The sequence below is a fragment of the Candidatus Pelagibacter sp. PS_02 genome (assembly GCF_059418065.1).
This window is the reverse complement of record NZ_CM182079.1, coordinates 730,018-746,597: the sequence shown is the minus strand read 5'-3', so window position 1 is coordinate 746,597 and position 16,580 is coordinate 730,018. Positions and strand designations below refer to the sequence as shown.

The window sequence follows — 16,580 nt, the reverse complement described above, 5'->3', positions numbered from 1 at the left end:
ACTTCTGGCCTTTTTTATTAGTACAATTTGTAGTTTAAAATTGTAACAAATCTGTAACATTAAAACTGTAATACATAAGCTCATGAATATTATAATTTTATTATTAGTTACAATATTTAGCTATCTATCATTTTTATATGGTCGCTCTAGAATAAGAAAAATTACATCAACACAATCTATAAAGATTAACGCTCTACCAAATTATTATGGTTATTATCTAGCTTTATGGTGCGCGTTACCAGCATTAATTATATTATTATTTTGGTCTATATTTGAACCAGCGATTATTAAATATTTGATCTCACAAACTTTAATTCAAAACGATTTAAATTATTCCAGTGACCAACTTAATTTACTTTATCAAAAAATTAGATCACTTTATGAGGGTAATTTTTCAGGAACCTTAACTGAAGAAATTAAAATAGGTGTTAAGAATTATGAAAATTTACAAACAATTGCTCAAAATTCTAAAATTGTTTTATTATTATCAACTTTTATTGCTGCTATCTCATATGGGATTTTTAGAATTTCAAAAAATAATAAAGCAAGACATGATGTTGAAAAAATTTTAACAGGGTTACTTTTTGTATGTTCTCTAGTTGCTATATTAACAACAATGGGAATTATTTTCTCTCTTTTATTTGAAAGTTTAAAATTTTTTTCAGCAATTAATATTTTTGATTTTTTGTTTGGAATGAATTGGAGTCCTCAAAGAGCTTTCGTTAGTGATGCCTCAGCAATTACAGCTTTAGAATATGAAAATTTAAAAGGTGCTTTTGGTTCTGTTCCTTTATTTGCTGGTACAGCATTTATAGCTCTGATTGCAATGCTTGTAGCTGTTCCTATTGGATTATTTTCTGGAATTTATATGGCAGAGTACGCAAGTTCTAAAGTTAGAAAATATTCTAAACCAATTATTGAAATCCTGGCTGGAATTCCAACAGTTGTATATGGCTTTTTTGCAGCGCTTACTGTTGGCCCCTTTTTTAGAGAATTAGGTGAAAAGTTAAACTTAGAGGTATCTTCTGAAAGTGCTCTTGCTGCAGGATTGGTAATGGGGGTTATGATTATTCCTTATGTGTCTTCATTATCTGATGACGTGATTAATGCAGTCCCTCAATCTTTAAGAGATGGATCTTATGCAATTGGAGCAACCAAATCAGAAACTATTAAAAATGTTGTAATTCCTGCTGCATTACCAGGGATTGTGGGCTCGGTTTTATTAGCTGTATCAAGAGCCATTGGTGAAACAATGATTGTGGTAATGGCTGCTGGTTTAGCCGCAAATCTAACCATTAATCCACTTGAGTCTACCACTACCATCACCACTCAAATTGTAATGTTATTAATTGGCGATCAGGAGTTCGATAGTCCAAAAACACAATCTGCTTTTGCATTGGGCTTAACACTTTTCTTTGCAACATTAATTTTAAACTACATAGCCTTAAGATTTGTTAAAAAATATAGAGAAAAATATGAATAAAGAGCAACGATTAAAAAAACGACATAATGCTGAAAAAAGATTTAAGCTCTATGGATTAACTTCTATTTTACTAGCAATTTTTTTTGTAATCTTTTTATTAAATGCTATCTTTTCAAAAGGCAGTGGCGCATTTTTAAAAACAACTATCGATGTTGAGGTAAATTTTGATGCTGACACTTTAGAATTAAGTGAATCGCCTCCACTCGAAGATTTAGAAAATACAGATTACTATGAACTAGCAATTGATAGTATTCTTAAAGTAAAAAAAGTTAATGGTTTAACTGAAGAAAAGTTATTAATTAATTTATTTAGTCCTGATTATGAATATGAAATAAGAAACTTTTTACTTGATAATCCAAAAGCTTTAAATCAAACCACTGTATTAAAACTAACTGCATCAGATGATTTTGATCAATTGCATAAAGGTAATTACCCTAGAGAACTTCCAGAAGAGCGAAGACGGATTAATAATTTTCAATTAAATCTTTATGACGAATTAGTTAATGAAGGAAAAGTTAATAAAATATTTAACTCATATTTGTTTACTAAAGGAGATTCAAGAAACCCTGAACTTGCAGGAATTGGTGGAGCCTTAGTGGGTTCATTTTTTACCATTGTAATTACTTTATTATTATCTTTTCCAATCGCGATTGCAGCTTCAGTTTATTTAGAGGAATTTGCTCCTAAAAATAAAATTACTGATTTTATAGAAATTAATATAAATAATTTAGCAGCAGTACCTTCCATTGTATTTGGATTATTAGGTTTGGGTATTTTGCTTGGGACCTTTCATCTACCAAGATCAACTCCATTAGTTGCAGGAATTACTTTAGCCTTAATGACTTTACCAAGAATTATTATTCCATGTAGAGCTTCCTTAAAAGCAGTACCTCCTTCAATTAGAGAAGGAGCGCTTGCAATTGGCGCATCTAAAGTTCAATCAGTTACGCATCATGTTCTGCCTTTAGCAATTCCAGGCACTTTGTCAGGAACTATTATTGGTTTGGCCCAAGCGCTTGGGGAAACAGCGCCCTTAATATTGATTGGTATGGTTGCTTTTGTGGTCGATATTCCATCTATTCCAACGGATCCATCAGCTTCGTTGCCAGTACAGGTTTATTTATGGTCTGAACAAGCAGAAAGAGGGTTTGTAGAAAAAACATCAGCAACTATTATGGTTCTTTTAAGTTTTTTAATTACATTAAATTTTATAGCAGTTTACTTACGACAAAAATTTGAAAGGAAGTGGTAATGAAAAATAATAAAATAAAAATTAAAAGCAGTAATTTAAATGTGCATTATGGAGAAAAACAAGCGCTCTTTGATGTAGATTTGGATATCTATGACAAAGAAGTTACAGCTTTAATCGGTCCTTCTGGATGTGGAAAATCAACCTTCATAAGATGCATAAACAGAATGAATGATGTTATTGATATTTGTAAAGTTGAAGGATCAATTACAATAGATGATGAAGAGATCATTGACAAAAATCTGGATGTTGTAGGACTTCGAGAGAAAATTGGTATGGTTTTTCAAAAACCCAATCCTTTTCCAAAAAGTATTTATGATAATATTTCTTATGGACCAACCATTCATGGTTTAGCAGAAAATAAAACAGATATGGATGAAATTGTTGAGAATAGTTTAAAAAAAGCAGCTTTATGGAACGAAGTTAAAGACAGGTTAAATGAAGCAGGCACAGGTTTATCTGGAGGTCAGCAGCAAAGATTATGTATTGCAAGAGCCATATCAGTAAATCCTCAAGTTATTTTAATGGATGAACCGTGTTCGGCACTAGACCCTATTGCCACTGCTAAAATTGAAGAATTAATTGATGAACTTAAAAAAAGTTATACAATAGTCATTGTTACTCATTCAATGTCCCAAGCTGTAAGAGTTTCTCAAAGAACTGGCTTTTTCCATTTAGGAAAAATAATTGAAGTGGATACAACAGAGAAAATATTTAAAAACCCTGGAAATAAAATGACCCAGGATTATATTACAGGGAGGTTTGGTTAATCATGTCAGATATTACACATATTGTTAAATCCTACGAGGATGAATTACAAAGTTTAAATGATAACTTAATTAAAATGGGTAGCTTAGTCGAAGCTCAGTTGACAGACTCAATGGAGGCCATCATCAAAGTTGATAAAGAAGCTGCTGAAAACATTATTAAAAATGATGAAAAAATTAATGAGTTAAGAGCAACTATTGAAGAGCAGATTGTAACAGTACTCGTTAAAAGAGCCCCGATGGCAATTGATTTAAGATTAACTATTTCAACTTTAAAAATTTCAAGTGATCTTGAACGTATTGGTGATTTAGCAAAAAGTGTTGCTAAAAAGATCAAACCTTTACCACGCGATCTTCCAGAAGAGTTAATTGCCAGTTTAAAAAGATTAGGGGAGTTAGTTCAAAGACAATTGAAAGATGTTTTGGATGCTTATCTTAACCAGTCAAAAGAAGCTGCTGTTAAAATTTGGAAATCAGATGAGAGAGTAGATGATTTAACACATATCGCAATGAATGAAGTTGCAAATTTCTTGAGCAAAGATAAAAAAAATTTAGATCTAGCAACACACTTATTGTTTGTGACTAAAAATATTGAAAGAGCAGGAGATCATATTACTAATATTGCTGAAGCTTTATTTTATCTAATCGAGGGAGAGCATATTGAAGGAGCAAGACCTAAAGGTAAAGATTTTGATCCAAACTAATGAGCGTTAGCATTCATATTGTAGAAGACGAACAACCCATTATCACTTTAGTTAAATATAACCTTGAAAAAGAAGGTTATAAAGTTTCATCATCAGACAATGGCAATGAGGGTATTGAAGATATTAAAAAATTATTTCCTGATCTTGTTTTATTAGACTGGATGTTACCTGATTTTTCTGGCGTAGAAATTTGTAAAATTTTAAAAAAAGAAAAAAAATTTAAAGAAATTCCAATCATAATGCTTACTGCTAAGGGTGAGGATGAAGATAAGATTAAAGGGTTAAACTCTGGTGCAGATGATTACATCACCAAACCCTTTAGTTTCCCAGAATTACTTGCAAGAATAAAAGCGCTACTTCGAAGATCTAAGCCCTCATTAGTTTCTGATATTGTTGAATTCGAAGACCTTAAGGTGGATAGATTAACACGACGTGTTTTTAGAAAAAACAAAGAAATTCATTTGGGACCCAAGGAATATGATTTAATCAATTTTTTTATTAAAAACCCTAAACGTGTTTACTCAAGAGATCAAATTCTAGAGAATGTTTGGTCTGATAATATCAATGTTGAAACAAGAACAGTTGATGTTCATATAAGAAGACTTAGACAAAGTATTAATATTGATGGATTTAAAGAATTAATTAGAACCGTAAGATCAGCTGGCTATTCATTAAATTAGTAATGACTGTAGAAGCATAAAGACTTAAAATAATAATAATAAACTGAACATAGACACATGATTTAGGACTTGTTAAGGTCTGATTATGAAAGGTTATAGATTTATTACAAGTGACGACACTTCAGAATTTTGCCATCGTGTAACGGAGGCCATATCCAATGGATGGAAATTGTATGGTGAACCCAAAATGACTTTTGATAAAAAAAGAGGGGTCATGCGTTGTGCTCAAGCAGTTATAAAAAATTCACCTCAGAAAAAGTATTCCAAAAAGATGAAGCTATCATCGATATAAATGGCAGATCAGATATTACCCTTTGTTTATATGCTAGGGATACTCTTATTAGTACTCCCAGCTTTTCTACAATCTAATTCTAAATTAAAGCAGTTTTTAACTAATCTTACTATTTGGATTGTCATTATCCTTCTAATTCTAACCATCATCTATTTCATTTGACATTTTGAGAGAAAGTTGATTATATTTGGTTGCGCTGATTTAAGTTAAATTGCAGAGCGCGTTATAAATCCTGCTAAAGCGACGCTTCAACCACCGCTTTAGACAGGTGGTTTTTTTTTATCTTTCATAAAATTAAGCCGGGCAGTTGAACCATATTGTGCGCCCTGCATTTGCTTAAGCACTAAAAAGGAGAAAAGAGGCCTATGAATATAACCTCTTATTATTTTGTGACCTTTTTTCCCCAAAACAAGAGGAAAAAAAATGAGCACAAATAAATTAAAAGAAAGATTAGATAAAGGACCGGTTATATGCGCAGAAGGTTTTTTATTTGAGATAGAAAGACGTGGCTACATGTCATCAGGGGAATTTGTTCCAATGGTGTCATTAGATCATCCTGAAGTTTTAGAGAACTTACATAGAGAATTTCAACACGCAGGATCTGATGTAGTTGAGGCCTTTACTTATAATGGACACAGAGAAAAAATGCGTGTTATTGGTAAAGAAGAACTTCTTGAACCACTAAATCGTTCAGCATTAAAAATTGCTAAAAAAGTAGCATTAGATACTCCTAAAGGATCAAAACCAAATTTGATGGCAGGTAATATTTCAAATTCAAATATCTGGAAACATAATGATCCACAATCTCAAAAAGAAGTTGAAGGAATGTTTACAGAAATGATTGGTTGGGCCGTTGAAGAAGGTGCTGATATGTTAATTGGTGAAACTTTTTATTATGCTGAAGAAGCTTTTAAAGCTTTAGAGATAATGAAAAAAACAGGTTTACCAACTGTATTAACCATATCTCCAATGGGTGAAAATAAAATGAGAGATGGAAAATCCGTTGTTGATACCTGTAAAGAGCTAGAGCAATTAGGGGCTGATGTTGTTGGTTTAAATTGTTTTAGAGGACCTGCTACTATGTTTCCTTTTTTAAAAGAAATTAGAAAAGCAGTTAAATGCCATGTTGGAGCTTTACCTATTCCTTATAGAACCAGTGAAGATTACCCAACATTTTTTAATCTACCGGACAGAAGTAATTGTGCATGTCCATCGCCTCATGGAAGAACGTTTCCAACAGCATTGGACCCACATTTTTGTAATAGATATGAAATAGGTAAATTTGCAAAAGACGCTTATGCCCTAGGCATTAATTACCTTGGAGTATGTTGTGGAGCAAACCCAATGTTGATTAGGGAAGTTGCTGAATCAATTGGTTTAACTGTTCCAGCAAGTAAATATCGAGAGAACATGGAAAATCATTTTATGTATGGAAAAAATAAAAGAATTCCAAAACATATGACTGAATATGGAGACAAAGCGTAAATAAATTAAGAAGGGCATTTAACTAAATTGTGCGCCTGACATATGTCGAAGCACTAAAACAGGAGAAAAAAAATGAGTAACAATCTAAAAGAAACAATCAGTAATCTACAGAAGGATTTTACAGCCAACCCCAAAAATGCTTTGGTCCAATATGAAAGCAATTCAATTCTTAAGGAAGGACTTCAATCTGTAGTCACTCTTAGAGAGCATAAATTAGTTGTTGATGAACCCAAAAGTTTTGGTGGAAAAGATGAGGGACCCAGCCCAGTAGAGTTAATATTAGCAGCGTTAGCAACGTGTCAGGAGATAACCTATAAAGCATTTGCTACAGCAGCGGGTATTAATATTGAGAGTGTTAGTGTTAAATTAAAAGGTGAATTAGATCTTCAGGGTTTTTTAGCTTTAAATAAAAACACTAGACCTGGCTTTCAATCCATCTCTGGTACTGTTGATATTAAATCTTCATCACCTAAAGCAGAAATAGATAAATTGATTGATACGGTAAATACACATTGCCCGGTATTAGATATTTTATCAAAAGGAGTTCCTATTAAATTGTTTCAAAAGGTTTCTTCAAGTTCTAATAATAAAGAGCACATAGAGCAAAGAGCAAGTGCTGCTTAACTAATCTAATTTAAGCCCTATGAAAATAGGGCTTAAGTCTTTTAAGTTCATTTCAAATCCTAAAAAATTAGAAGTTTGACTAGAATTAAGTATTAATTGCGTGCTAGGGTCTTGTTAATGAAAAATATTTATCATTCTGATATTTATCAATTTAACACCCCAGTTAGTAGTTATTGGGAAGATCATTCAAGCGAAAATTTAAATCTAGATAAACTTAATAAAGATGTCAGCTCAGAAATTGTTGTAATAGGTGGAGGGTACACAGGTTTATCCTGTGCAATTAATTTAATAGAAAATCATAATTTAGAGGTCATTTTAGTTGAAGCTGGAAAAATAGGTTGGGGGGCTTCATCTCGTAATGCAGGTTTCTGTTCTCTACCGCCAAGTAAGATGTCTTTTAAAAAGATGCAATCTATTTACGGCAATGATGAAACTAAAAAGTTCTTTAAAAACTCTGTTGAAGGCTCAAATTATACAAAAGATATTATACAAGAATATAATATTGATTGTGATGTAACGGGGGATAGTAATTACGTTGTAGCCCATCATCCAAATAAGTTTAAAGATATTAAAGAACAAGCCAAAGCTTACAAAGAAGAGTTTGGCATTGAAACTGAAATTTATTCAAAAGAAGACTTTGATAAAATTGGCCATGGGGGCACAGAGCAATTTGGAGCCTTTTCATATAAACCTGGTTTTGCAATCAATCCTCTTAAGTTTGTTAATGGCATTGCAAAATACGCTTTATCTAAACAATTAAAAATCTTCGAGCACACCAAAGTTGATAAAATTGATAAAGATAAGGGTGCTTATATTTTAAGGACTAAAGAAGGATCTATTCGTTCAAAAAAAATAGTCGTTGCAACAAATGGGTTCTACCAAGAAGGTTTAATCCCAGAGATGAATTCAAGAATTTTACCAGTAATTTCAAATATTATTGTCACCAGAGTCTTAACGAAGCAAGAAATTGACCAACATAATTTTACAACATTTTCACCAATAGCTAATACTAAAAATCTTTTATATTATTATCGAAAGTTACCTGACAACCGAATTTTATTTGGCACTAGAGGGGATTTAAGTGGCAGTGATCAATCTAATTTAAATATGTCTAAGAAAATGGAAAAGTTTTTAAAAGATATTTTTCCTAAATGGAAAGACATTAATATTGATTATAATTGGCGGGGATTAATTGCTTTATCTCAAAAATTAACTCCCTCCATTGGTAAAATTGATAATGAAGAGATTTATTATGGATTTGGCTATAATGGGGTTGGAGTGAGTGCTGCTCCTTGGACTGGAAAACAATTGTCTAAGTTAGTATTATCAAACAGTAAAGAGTTAGATATTTCAAAAATTTATAAAGGATTGCCTAAGAAATTTATCTTCCCTAAGTTAAGAACATTTTATTTTAGATTAGCGGTGTGGTTTTATATAATTAAAGACAGATTTAATATTAACTAATTCCATTACCTAGACACCTGATTAGAGGTTTCGCAATATTGAGTTATGAAACTCGCTATGAGTGAAGCTGATAAAAAAAATAGCATTTTATATTTATAAATTTATTTTAAATAATATTTGTTAAAGGTAGCTTTTGTTGCTACCTCAAGTTGATTTATTAATCATCACAAACTAAACGATAAGTTTTTATTAAACTTATTTCCGTGAAATTTTTCTTAAATTGCATCATTTGGTAAATTAATTTAAAATATTATTTGTAATCTTAATAAAATTCAAAAAAAAATGAAACAAACTGCAATTATGTCATATTGGTTAAGTGCTACAACCAAGTGCACATCTATGGGCATGGGAAATCAAAAAGGTTGGTTTTCAAATTTAAACCATGCCCCACCCAAAATACAAGTTAAGAAAATATGAAACGACTAAAAAGTTTTTTAACTTGGTTATTTATCTATCTCCTTAGTATTGGAAATCCATACACCTATTCATTTGCCGATATTGCAGCAACAACACTTCCAACTGGTGGAAATGTAATTAGTGGAAACGTAACAATTTCAATACCAGAAGTTGGAAAGATGGATGTAAATCAAACATCTAATCAAGGAATAGTGAATTGGGATACTTTTAATGTAGGTTCAAGTGCATCAGTACATTTTAATCAACCAACCTCAAGATCAAGTATTTTAAATAATGTATTAAGTGGTCAATCAATCATCAATGGATCTATTTTTTCTAATGGTCGTCTAATTTTAGTAAACCCAACTGGAATTTTAACTGGACCTACGTCTGCAATTAGATCTGAGGGTGCAATTTTATCAACTTTAAATTTAACTAATCAAAATTATTTAAATAGCACTTATAACTTTTCAACTAACAATAATTCAACTTTAATAAACGAAGGTAACATAGAGGGTGAGTATGTTGCTTTGCTTTCTCCAATAATTACTAATAAAGGAACTATTAATACAAATGTTGCAACAAGCCTTGCTGCTGGAGATAATCTAAAATTAAGTATAAGTGATAGCAATCTTTTAACGGTATCAGTCAATCCTTCAAAACTTAAAACTTTAGTTAAAAATGAGGGAAATATTAAAACACAAAATGGAATTGTGACTTTAAAAACAGATGTAGCTCAATCTGTTGTTGATCAAGTAATTAAAACTGAAAATGCCAAAGCAGATGGTTTAATATCAGAGAATGGAATTGTTAAATTAGTTACTAATACTGGAGCAATTACAGCCAAAGATATTAAAATTGATGCAGGTTCAAATGGTGCTTCAACAATTTCAGGTACATTAAATTCTAACTCTGACACTTCAAATAGTGGCTCAGTAGAAGTAACTGCAAAAGAAATTGATATCAATACTGCAACAATATCAGCTGATGGTAAAACAGGGGGAGGAAAAGTTTTAATTGGTGGAGATTGGCAAGGTTCAGGTGATTTACTTCAAGCAACATATCTAAATATTGATTCAAATTCTAAAATCACAGCAAACGCCTTAACAAGTGGATCAGGTGGAACAATTGTAGCATGGTCTGATATAAAAAATTCAAATTCACTCACAACAGTAAGCGGAACATTAGAAGCTAAAGGTATCGATGGCAGTGGTGGTCAAATTGAAACTTCTGGAGCAGATCTTGATATTAATGGAATTAGAGTTAATACCAGTTCTGTTAGCGGAAGTTATGGAAATTGGTTAGTTGATCCAACTGATTTAACAATCGGATCATCAGAAGCCTCTACTTATGCCTCTAACTTAGCAAGTACGGATGTAACGTTAACAGCAGATAACACAATCACTTTAAATAATAATATTTCTTACTCAGGATCTAGAAATTCTACTTTAACATTTGATGCTACAACCACGGTTTTGAATGCAAATATTACATCTTCTAATGGAACTTTATCTATTGATATAAATACAATTTTAGAAATTGGAGCAACCAATACGACATTTACCACAAACGGAGGTAATGTAGATATTAGTGGTGTTATTCGAGCTGTTACTGGAGAAAATAGTAATAATTTTACAATTAATGCTGGCACGGGAAATGTCACTTTTTCATCTAATGTAGTTAAACAAGTAGGTGATTATTCTGCAGGATTTGCTCAAGGTAATTTTACATCAATAAGTGATTTAGATTTTAGTGGTACTTTCTTGAACGCGATTAACATAGCTGGAACAGCAACCACTATAGGTGATGTGACATTTCAAGATGGTCGCGCATCTAATAATACCTCAAATGCAAATGAGTCATTCCAACATGAAATCCAAAATTGGAATTCAAGAAATTATGGCAACACAGGTTTGAATAACATAATGAAGGGTATTAGATGGTCTGGTGGAACGGGACATTCTCCTTATGTCCAATTTACAAATGCTACAGCTGGCCAAAAATATAAGATTCAAGCTTTATTTAAAGAACAAAATTATAATAGATATTTTGATGTCTATGTAGATGGAACAAAAATTGTAGATGATTTTAGACCTTTAGATGCTGGAAGCACCAGTGTTAATCGAGGAAGATATTTGACCTATCAATTTGAGGCAGCGTCAACAAATGTAATGTTTAGATTATCAGGAAGAACTGCTGAAAATAGTGGAGGGAGATTACATGGCAATGACGTTAATCCAATTTTGAATGCGATATCAATTGAAGCAGTAGATGCAGGTGCCGCAATAAACAATTTATCTATAACTGCAAATCAGTTTAGCGCTCAAGCTATAGAAGTTGGTGGAGATTTGACAGTAACAAACTCTGGTGGCTCAACTATTTCAGGAGTGATTAGTGGAGATACTGCTTTAGTTAAAGCTGGAACTTCAAGATTAACCACTTCAGCAAATAATACCTATACAGGAGGCACAACAGTTAGCGCTGGTACATTATTTGGTGGTGCCGCAAGTAGATCAAATAATGTTTTTGGAACAGGATCAATCTCAGTTGCAAGTGGTGCAACGCTTTGGATTGATCGAAGTGATGATGGCGCTTTAACTAATGCACTAACTTTAAATGGCGGAACACTTCGTGGAACAAATGGTTTTGGTCAGTATTGGGATGGAAATATTACTTTAGGAGCACACTCAACTATCAAAGCTGATAATAATTTAATTATTGATGGAGTAATTAGTGGAAGCAGTAAAAATTTAACTAAAACTGGAAATGGTAATTTACTTTTAAGAGGAAATAATACTTACACAGGCAGCACTACTATTTCGGCAGGGACACTTACATTAAGTGGCTCAGGAAATTTAGGCGCTGGTTCATATGCTGGAGCAATTGCAAATAGTGGAGTTTTTAAATTTGATACAAGTGCAAATTTAATTTCAACTGGTGTAATTTCAGGATCTGGAAATGTTTTAGTTACTGGAACAGGAACCTATGAACCAAAAGCTACCAATACCTATACAGGTGGAACGGTAATTGATGGTGGAATTATTGCAGCATTCACTGACAGAAACTGGGGAGCATTACCAGGATCAGTAGACCCAGATAACATTATTTTAAAAAACGGTGGTAAAGCAATCTTTGGAAGTAAAAATAGCTCTAACACTGCGGGCCATACATACTGGTCAGCTAATCGAGGTATTAATCTACCAACCTCAGGTCAGCAATTTATTGAAACGGGCTCAGGTGGAAGCGGCGCCGCACACATTCAAGGAGTTGTAAATGGCATCGGTGGAATAACTTTTACAAGATCAGGTTCAAAAACAATAAGATTTTATGGAGAGAATACCTATACCGGAGATACAAAATTTAATTTTACTTCAGGAAGTAATAACAATATTGAAATAACACCAAAAGCTTTCCAAAACAGTACAGTTTATTTATCACCAACAAGGACAAACGTTGGTAGAGGTTTTAGCAGAACAAGTGGAAGTGGAAATATTATTCTTGGAGGTCTAGCTGGAGATATGACTGATTGGAGACTTGTGGGTGGTCGAAATATAGAATTTGGTTCAAATAACGCAAACACTTCTGTAGCCGGTGGTATTTCAAGATACGCTGCTGCAGGTAACTTAATTAAAAAAGGATCAGGCACAACAACTTTTGCTGCAACATCTGGTCAAGAATTAAATAGTAGCTCAATTGGTTTACAGATTGATGCTGGAAAATTAGTTCTTAATGGAGACTGGGGACGAAGTAACACAGCCGCAGGAACTGTTGCAATAGCTGCTGGTGCTACTTTAGAAATTGATACTGCTCAAAATAATACTTACTCAGGTGTTCTATCTGGCGCAGGTACTTTATTATTAGGTGGAACAGGTACTTCAACATTTAGTGGCAATAATACTTTTGCAGGTGCATTAAATATTGCAGACGGTGGGTTTAAAGCAGGTCATGCAAACTCATTTGGTTCTGCAACAATTACCTCTTCTGGAGGTAGAATTTCAACAGCTTCAAGTATAACTTTACCTTCATTAACAGTTTCTGGAAATGTTCAATTAGACTCAGGAATTACAACGACCGGTGCACAGATTTATAATAACAACGTTGTAGTAAAAGCGGGGTCAAGAGCAACACCTGCTGAAATTTCAACTACAAACTCTGATATTAGTTTTAAAGGAACTTTAAAAGGAGAAGGTAATGCTAAAGCTAGATCTCTTAACATTGATGCAGGTACAGGAAATGTTTTATTTGGAGATAGAGTTGGTTACGCTTTTAATGATGAAGTTGTAAACATTAATAATACAGCAGATAGTTTTTATAAATTAGAGGTAGATGCTAATGAAATTACCCTCAAAGGCGATGTAATGACTTATGAAGAGCAAATTTATAATGGTGATGTATTAATTGGAAGTACAGCAACGAATGGCACCACTAGAACATTTTTATCAATGGATCCTAAAGTTGAATTCAATGGCACAGTAAATGATACTGTTAAAGGAAAACACACTTTGATTGCTAAAGCCATTGAAATTGATCGAGGTGCAAATTCTATACCTGTGGTAAATTTTAATTCAACAGTTGGAAGAAGTCTTGCACTTGCTGGCTATAATGGTCTTACTGGTTATCAAGTGATTAACAGAAATTATGGAACCATTAATAACTCTGTTCCAGTTGGAACTAAAAAAGGATTGGGACAAACTATGGGGTCATCATCAAGTTCAAACGATAGAGCAAAAAAAGCCGAGAAAGGAGCAAATCAAATTACAAAAATATTAAGAAATTCTTTTTTAGATACTTTTAAAAACATCTCATTTTCAGGAAATAGATCAATAGGTTTTAAAAGATCTGTAGAAATTGTTTATGGAGATAGCTCTGATTTTGGAAAAGATATAAATCCTAAGCCAAGAAATAATACTCAAGGATTTTTTAACAATTTCGAAGGCGCAAGAAATAATTTAGCTACGATAAAATCAAACACATCTAGTAAAAATGATTTTTCAAATGATAATTTTAATAAAGCACCAAGGGACATTAAAGAATTATTTTTAAAAGGACCTGGTGGAAAAATAAAAGCTAGTTTTTTAAATCCAAATACAAGCAAAGAAAACCCTGATTTAGGAGCATGTGAAGTAGATCAAAATCTAAGTTGTTAAACAGATTATGTTTAATTTTTCTTTAAAAGTTTTGTTTTTAATTTTATTCAGTAGCTCTTTACATGCTGAAACTATTCCAACAGTAGACGATCTTAATAAAGAACTTCCACAATTACCTCAACAACAAGAGGAACAAACTTTAATTGAGCCCAAAACTAATATTGAGCAAGATAATCAAGATCAGCTTTTAAAAATTTTAGTTACAGATATTTTATTTGATGGAAATATTAAATATTCAAGTGATGAATTAAAAAAAAGTATAGAAAATTTTATTTCTCAAGAACTTAACTATGATGATTTACTTAATGTAACCAACATTATATCAAATTATTATAGAACAAGAGGTTTTCTAGCTACAGCCTATTTACCAGAACAAAACATTAATGAAGGAATAATAATTATTAAGATTGTAGAGGGTAAATTAGGTAAAATTATAATTGACACAGGATCATCTGAAATAAATCTATCAAATAAAAAAATTGAAAAATTTATTAATAACAAATTAGAAAAAGAATCTGTTTTAAACATAGGTCAGTTAGACAAAAATATTAGACAAATTAATAGTTTATATGGAATAAATGCTATAGCTGAACTTCAAGAAGGAGAAAACTTTGGTGAAACAGATATTAAAATTCAAATATTTAATACACCAATGTTTTCAGGATCTACAATCACAAATAATCATGGATCCAGATCATCAGGAACTGGAAGATTATCAAACTCAATTAATATAGACGGTCTTTTTAATCTTGGAGAACGATTTATTTTTTCTAGCACAATGACGGGAGATGTCTTGAATGAAGACCGGTATGAAAAATCTAATTACTATGCCTTAAGTGCAATTTTTCCATTGGGTCATAATGGTCTCCAGGCAACATTTAGAACATCAAAAATGGAATATAAATTGTCTGATCCATTTGATTCAACCATGCCATCTGGTTATTCAACCGAATATAATTTTTCTTTAAGTAAAAAATTAATTGAAACTTTAAGATTTAATCTAAATACCTCTTTATCACTTTCAAGAAACGACTATGTCAATAATCTCAATACTGGAAATAATAGTGATAAAGACACCACAAAAGCTCTGCTAAATGTGGGGTTTGATAAAACAGACAATGCATTTGGTGGGGGTGTAAATTTTGGTTCGATATCTTTTTCTTTGGGAGATGTTGATTTAACAGATAATCAAACAAATTTTGAAACAGATCAAACCACCACTGATACCAATGGAAGAAATTTAAAGAGTAATTTGATTTTAAATAGATTGCAAAATTTAAATCAAAAAACAAATTTATTAATTAAATTTAATGGTCAATATGCAGCAGATAATCTTGATGGGTCTGATCAATTTTCACTTGGTGGAGTTAATGGTGTTAGAGCATATCCATCCAGTGAGGCATCTGGTGATTTAGGCTTTGTTACAAACTTAGAGCTTAAGAGAAATTTTGATAAATTTGAAGGTACACTTTTTTATGATTATGGAAAAATAAAACTTCACAAACATCTTTATGAAAATTGGAATTCAACAAATCCAAAGCTAAAAAATAATTATATCTTAAGAGGATGGGGTTTTGCTTTAGATGCTACAATATTTAAAGATATTAATTTTAATGCTACCTATGCTTTTACAATTGGTAATAATTCAGGATCAGATACAGAAACCAAAGATGTAGATGGACTTACAAAAGGAAATCGTGCATATTTTAGTTTAACAAAAAATTATTAATGAAAATTATACATCTTTTTATTTTTTTACTTGTTTCAACTTTAGTAGTAGCTGAAGAATTACCACCAAAAGTAATCACCCAACAATATGAAAATTGGACATATCAATGTATAGAAAGTACTGATAAAAAAAATTGTGAAGTTTCACAATCAGTTAGAATTCAAAATTCTAATATTAATTTTTCAATTATTTATTCAAAATTTACTAATTCAAAAAACCAACTGAATAAAATAATTACAATAATTTCACCACTAGGAATAGATTTGCAAAGTAATTTACAATTAAAATTTGATGATAACGAAATAATAGAGTTAAAATGGGCTAATTGTGAGAGTTTTGGATGTTTAGTTTTATTAAAAACAGATACTGAAATAAAAGATGAGCAGGCTCAATATGATAAGGTTTATGAAAGTTTAATAAAAAGTCAAAAACTACTAATGTCCGTTAAAGGTTTTTCTAATAAACAAGTAATTAATATTGACACAAACCTTGCTGGTTTTTCCAAAGCTTCGAAACAACTAGATCTGGTTAAACTTATTAATTAAAGACAGATTTAATAT

12 protein-coding genes and 2 riboswitches are annotated in these 16,580 nt (G+C 31.7%); all 12 genes read left to right on the top strand.

The features are described from left to right. Positions 1-82 precede the first annotated feature (82 nt). Positions 83-1,483 carry a phosphate ABC transporter permease subunit PstC gene (gene pstC, locus AC5SL4_RS03950; protein ID WP_020169520.1) on the top strand — a complete coding sequence of 467 codons (1,401 nt, stop codon included), beginning with the start codon at positions 83-85 and terminating at the stop codon, positions 1,481-1,483. Continuing rightward, positions 1,476-2,735 carry a phosphate ABC transporter permease PstA gene (gene pstA / locus AC5SL4_RS03945; RefSeq protein WP_011282194.1) on the top strand — a complete coding sequence of 420 codons (1,260 nt, stop codon included), beginning with the start codon at positions 1,476-1,478 and terminating at the stop codon, positions 2,733-2,735. Before pstC ends, pstA begins: the two co-directional genes overlap by 8 nt. After that, positions 2,735-3,502, top strand: coding sequence for a phosphate ABC transporter ATP-binding protein PstB (pstB, locus tag AC5SL4_RS03940; RefSeq protein ID WP_020169518.1), 768 nt, complete (start codon positions 2,735-2,737; stop codon positions 3,500-3,502). The genes pstA and pstB overlap by 1 nt, the downstream gene beginning before the upstream one ends. A gap of 2 nt (positions 3,503-3,504) precedes the next feature. Further along, a complete protein-coding gene (gene phoU / locus AC5SL4_RS03935) occupies positions 3,505-4,203 on the top strand; it encodes a phosphate signaling complex protein PhoU (RefSeq protein WP_011282192.1) in 699 nt (232 codons plus the stop codon). After that, positions 4,203-4,883 carry a phosphate regulon transcriptional regulator PhoB gene (phoB, locus tag AC5SL4_RS03930; RefSeq protein WP_011282191.1) on the top strand — a complete coding sequence of 227 codons (681 nt, stop codon included), beginning with the start codon at positions 4,203-4,205 and terminating at the stop codon, positions 4,881-4,883. The genes phoU and phoB overlap by 1 nt, the downstream gene beginning before the upstream one ends. 85 nt (positions 4,884-4,968) lie before the next feature. Beyond that, complete coding sequence (locus tag AC5SL4_RS03925) at positions 4,969-5,175, top strand: DUF1737 domain-containing protein (protein ID WP_006996714.1); 207 nt, start codon at positions 4,969-4,971, stop codon at positions 5,173-5,175. Positions 5,176-5,467: 292 nt separating this feature from the next. Continuing rightward, positions 5,468-5,532: riboswitch (SAM riboswitch) on the top strand. Positions 5,533-5,598: 66 nt separating this feature from the next. Next, positions 5,599-6,660, top strand: a complete 1,062-nt coding sequence (locus AC5SL4_RS03920; RefSeq protein ID WP_011282189.1) for a homocysteine S-methyltransferase family protein — start codon at positions 5,599-5,601, stop codon at positions 6,658-6,660. Between the two features lie 3 nt (positions 6,661-6,663). Further along, positions 6,664-6,728, top strand: a riboswitch (SAM riboswitch). A gap of 4 nt (positions 6,729-6,732) precedes the next feature. Then, the gene (locus tag AC5SL4_RS03915) at positions 6,733-7,284 is read left to right on the top strand and encodes an OsmC family protein (protein WP_494574628.1); all 552 of its coding nucleotides are present in this window, start codon (positions 6,733-6,735) and stop codon (positions 7,282-7,284) included. Positions 7,285-7,401: 117 nt separating this feature from the next. Continuing rightward, positions 7,402-8,748, top strand: coding sequence for an NAD(P)/FAD-dependent oxidoreductase (locus tag AC5SL4_RS03910; RefSeq protein WP_494587109.1), 1,347 nt, complete (start codon positions 7,402-7,404; stop codon positions 8,746-8,748). A 413-nt stretch (positions 8,749-9,161) separates the two neighbouring features. After that, on the top strand, positions 9,162-14,291 hold the full coding sequence (locus AC5SL4_RS03905; RefSeq protein WP_494587108.1) for a beta strand repeat-containing protein: 5,130 nt from the start codon (positions 9,162-9,164) through the stop codon (positions 14,289-14,291). 7 nt (positions 14,292-14,298) lie between these two features. Beyond that, positions 14,299-16,020 (top strand): ShlB/FhaC/HecB family hemolysin secretion/activation protein, encoded by a 1,722-nt coding sequence (locus tag AC5SL4_RS03900; protein ID WP_494587107.1) that lies wholly within the window; start codon positions 14,299-14,301, stop codon positions 16,018-16,020. Continuing rightward, positions 16,020-16,565, top strand: coding sequence for an invasion associated locus B family protein (locus tag AC5SL4_RS03895; RefSeq protein ID WP_494587106.1), 546 nt, complete (start codon positions 16,020-16,022; stop codon positions 16,563-16,565). Before AC5SL4_RS03900 ends, AC5SL4_RS03895 begins: the two co-directional genes overlap by 1 nt. Positions 16,566-16,580: the final 15 nt, after the last annotated feature.

Excerpts from the sequence above, each read along its gene's own strand:
- pstC (WP_020169520.1), top strand. The coding sequence starts at position 83 with ATGAATATTATAATTTTATTATTAGTTACAATATTTAGCTATCTATCA.
- pstA (WP_011282194.1), top strand. The coding sequence starts at position 1,476 with ATGAATAAAGAGCAACGATTAAAAAAACGACATAATGCTGAAAAAAGA.
- pstB (WP_020169518.1), top strand. The coding sequence starts at position 2,735 with ATGAAAAATAATAAAATAAAAATTAAAAGCAGTAATTTAAATGTGCAT.
- phoU (WP_011282192.1), top strand. The coding sequence starts at position 3,505 with ATGTCAGATATTACACATATTGTTAAATCCTACGAGGATGAATTACAA.
- phoB (WP_011282191.1), top strand. The coding sequence starts at position 4,203 with ATGAGCGTTAGCATTCATATTGTAGAAGACGAACAACCCATTATCACT.
- AC5SL4_RS03925 (WP_006996714.1), top strand. The coding sequence starts at position 4,969 with ATGAAAGGTTATAGATTTATTACAAGTGACGACACTTCAGAATTTTGC.
- AC5SL4_RS03920 (WP_011282189.1), top strand. The coding sequence starts at position 5,599 with ATGAGCACAAATAAATTAAAAGAAAGATTAGATAAAGGACCGGTTATA.
- AC5SL4_RS03915 (WP_494574628.1), top strand. The coding sequence starts at position 6,733 with ATGAGTAACAATCTAAAAGAAACAATCAGTAATCTACAGAAGGATTTT.
- AC5SL4_RS03910 (WP_494587109.1), top strand. The coding sequence starts at position 7,402 with ATGAAAAATATTTATCATTCTGATATTTATCAATTTAACACCCCAGTT.
- AC5SL4_RS03905 (WP_494587108.1), top strand. The coding sequence starts at position 9,162 with ATGAAACGACTAAAAAGTTTTTTAACTTGGTTATTTATCTATCTCCTT.
- AC5SL4_RS03900 (WP_494587107.1), top strand. The coding sequence starts at position 14,299 with ATGTTTAATTTTTCTTTAAAAGTTTTGTTTTTAATTTTATTCAGTAGC.
- AC5SL4_RS03895 (WP_494587106.1), top strand. The coding sequence starts at position 16,020 with ATGAAAATTATACATCTTTTTATTTTTTTACTTGTTTCAACTTTAGTA.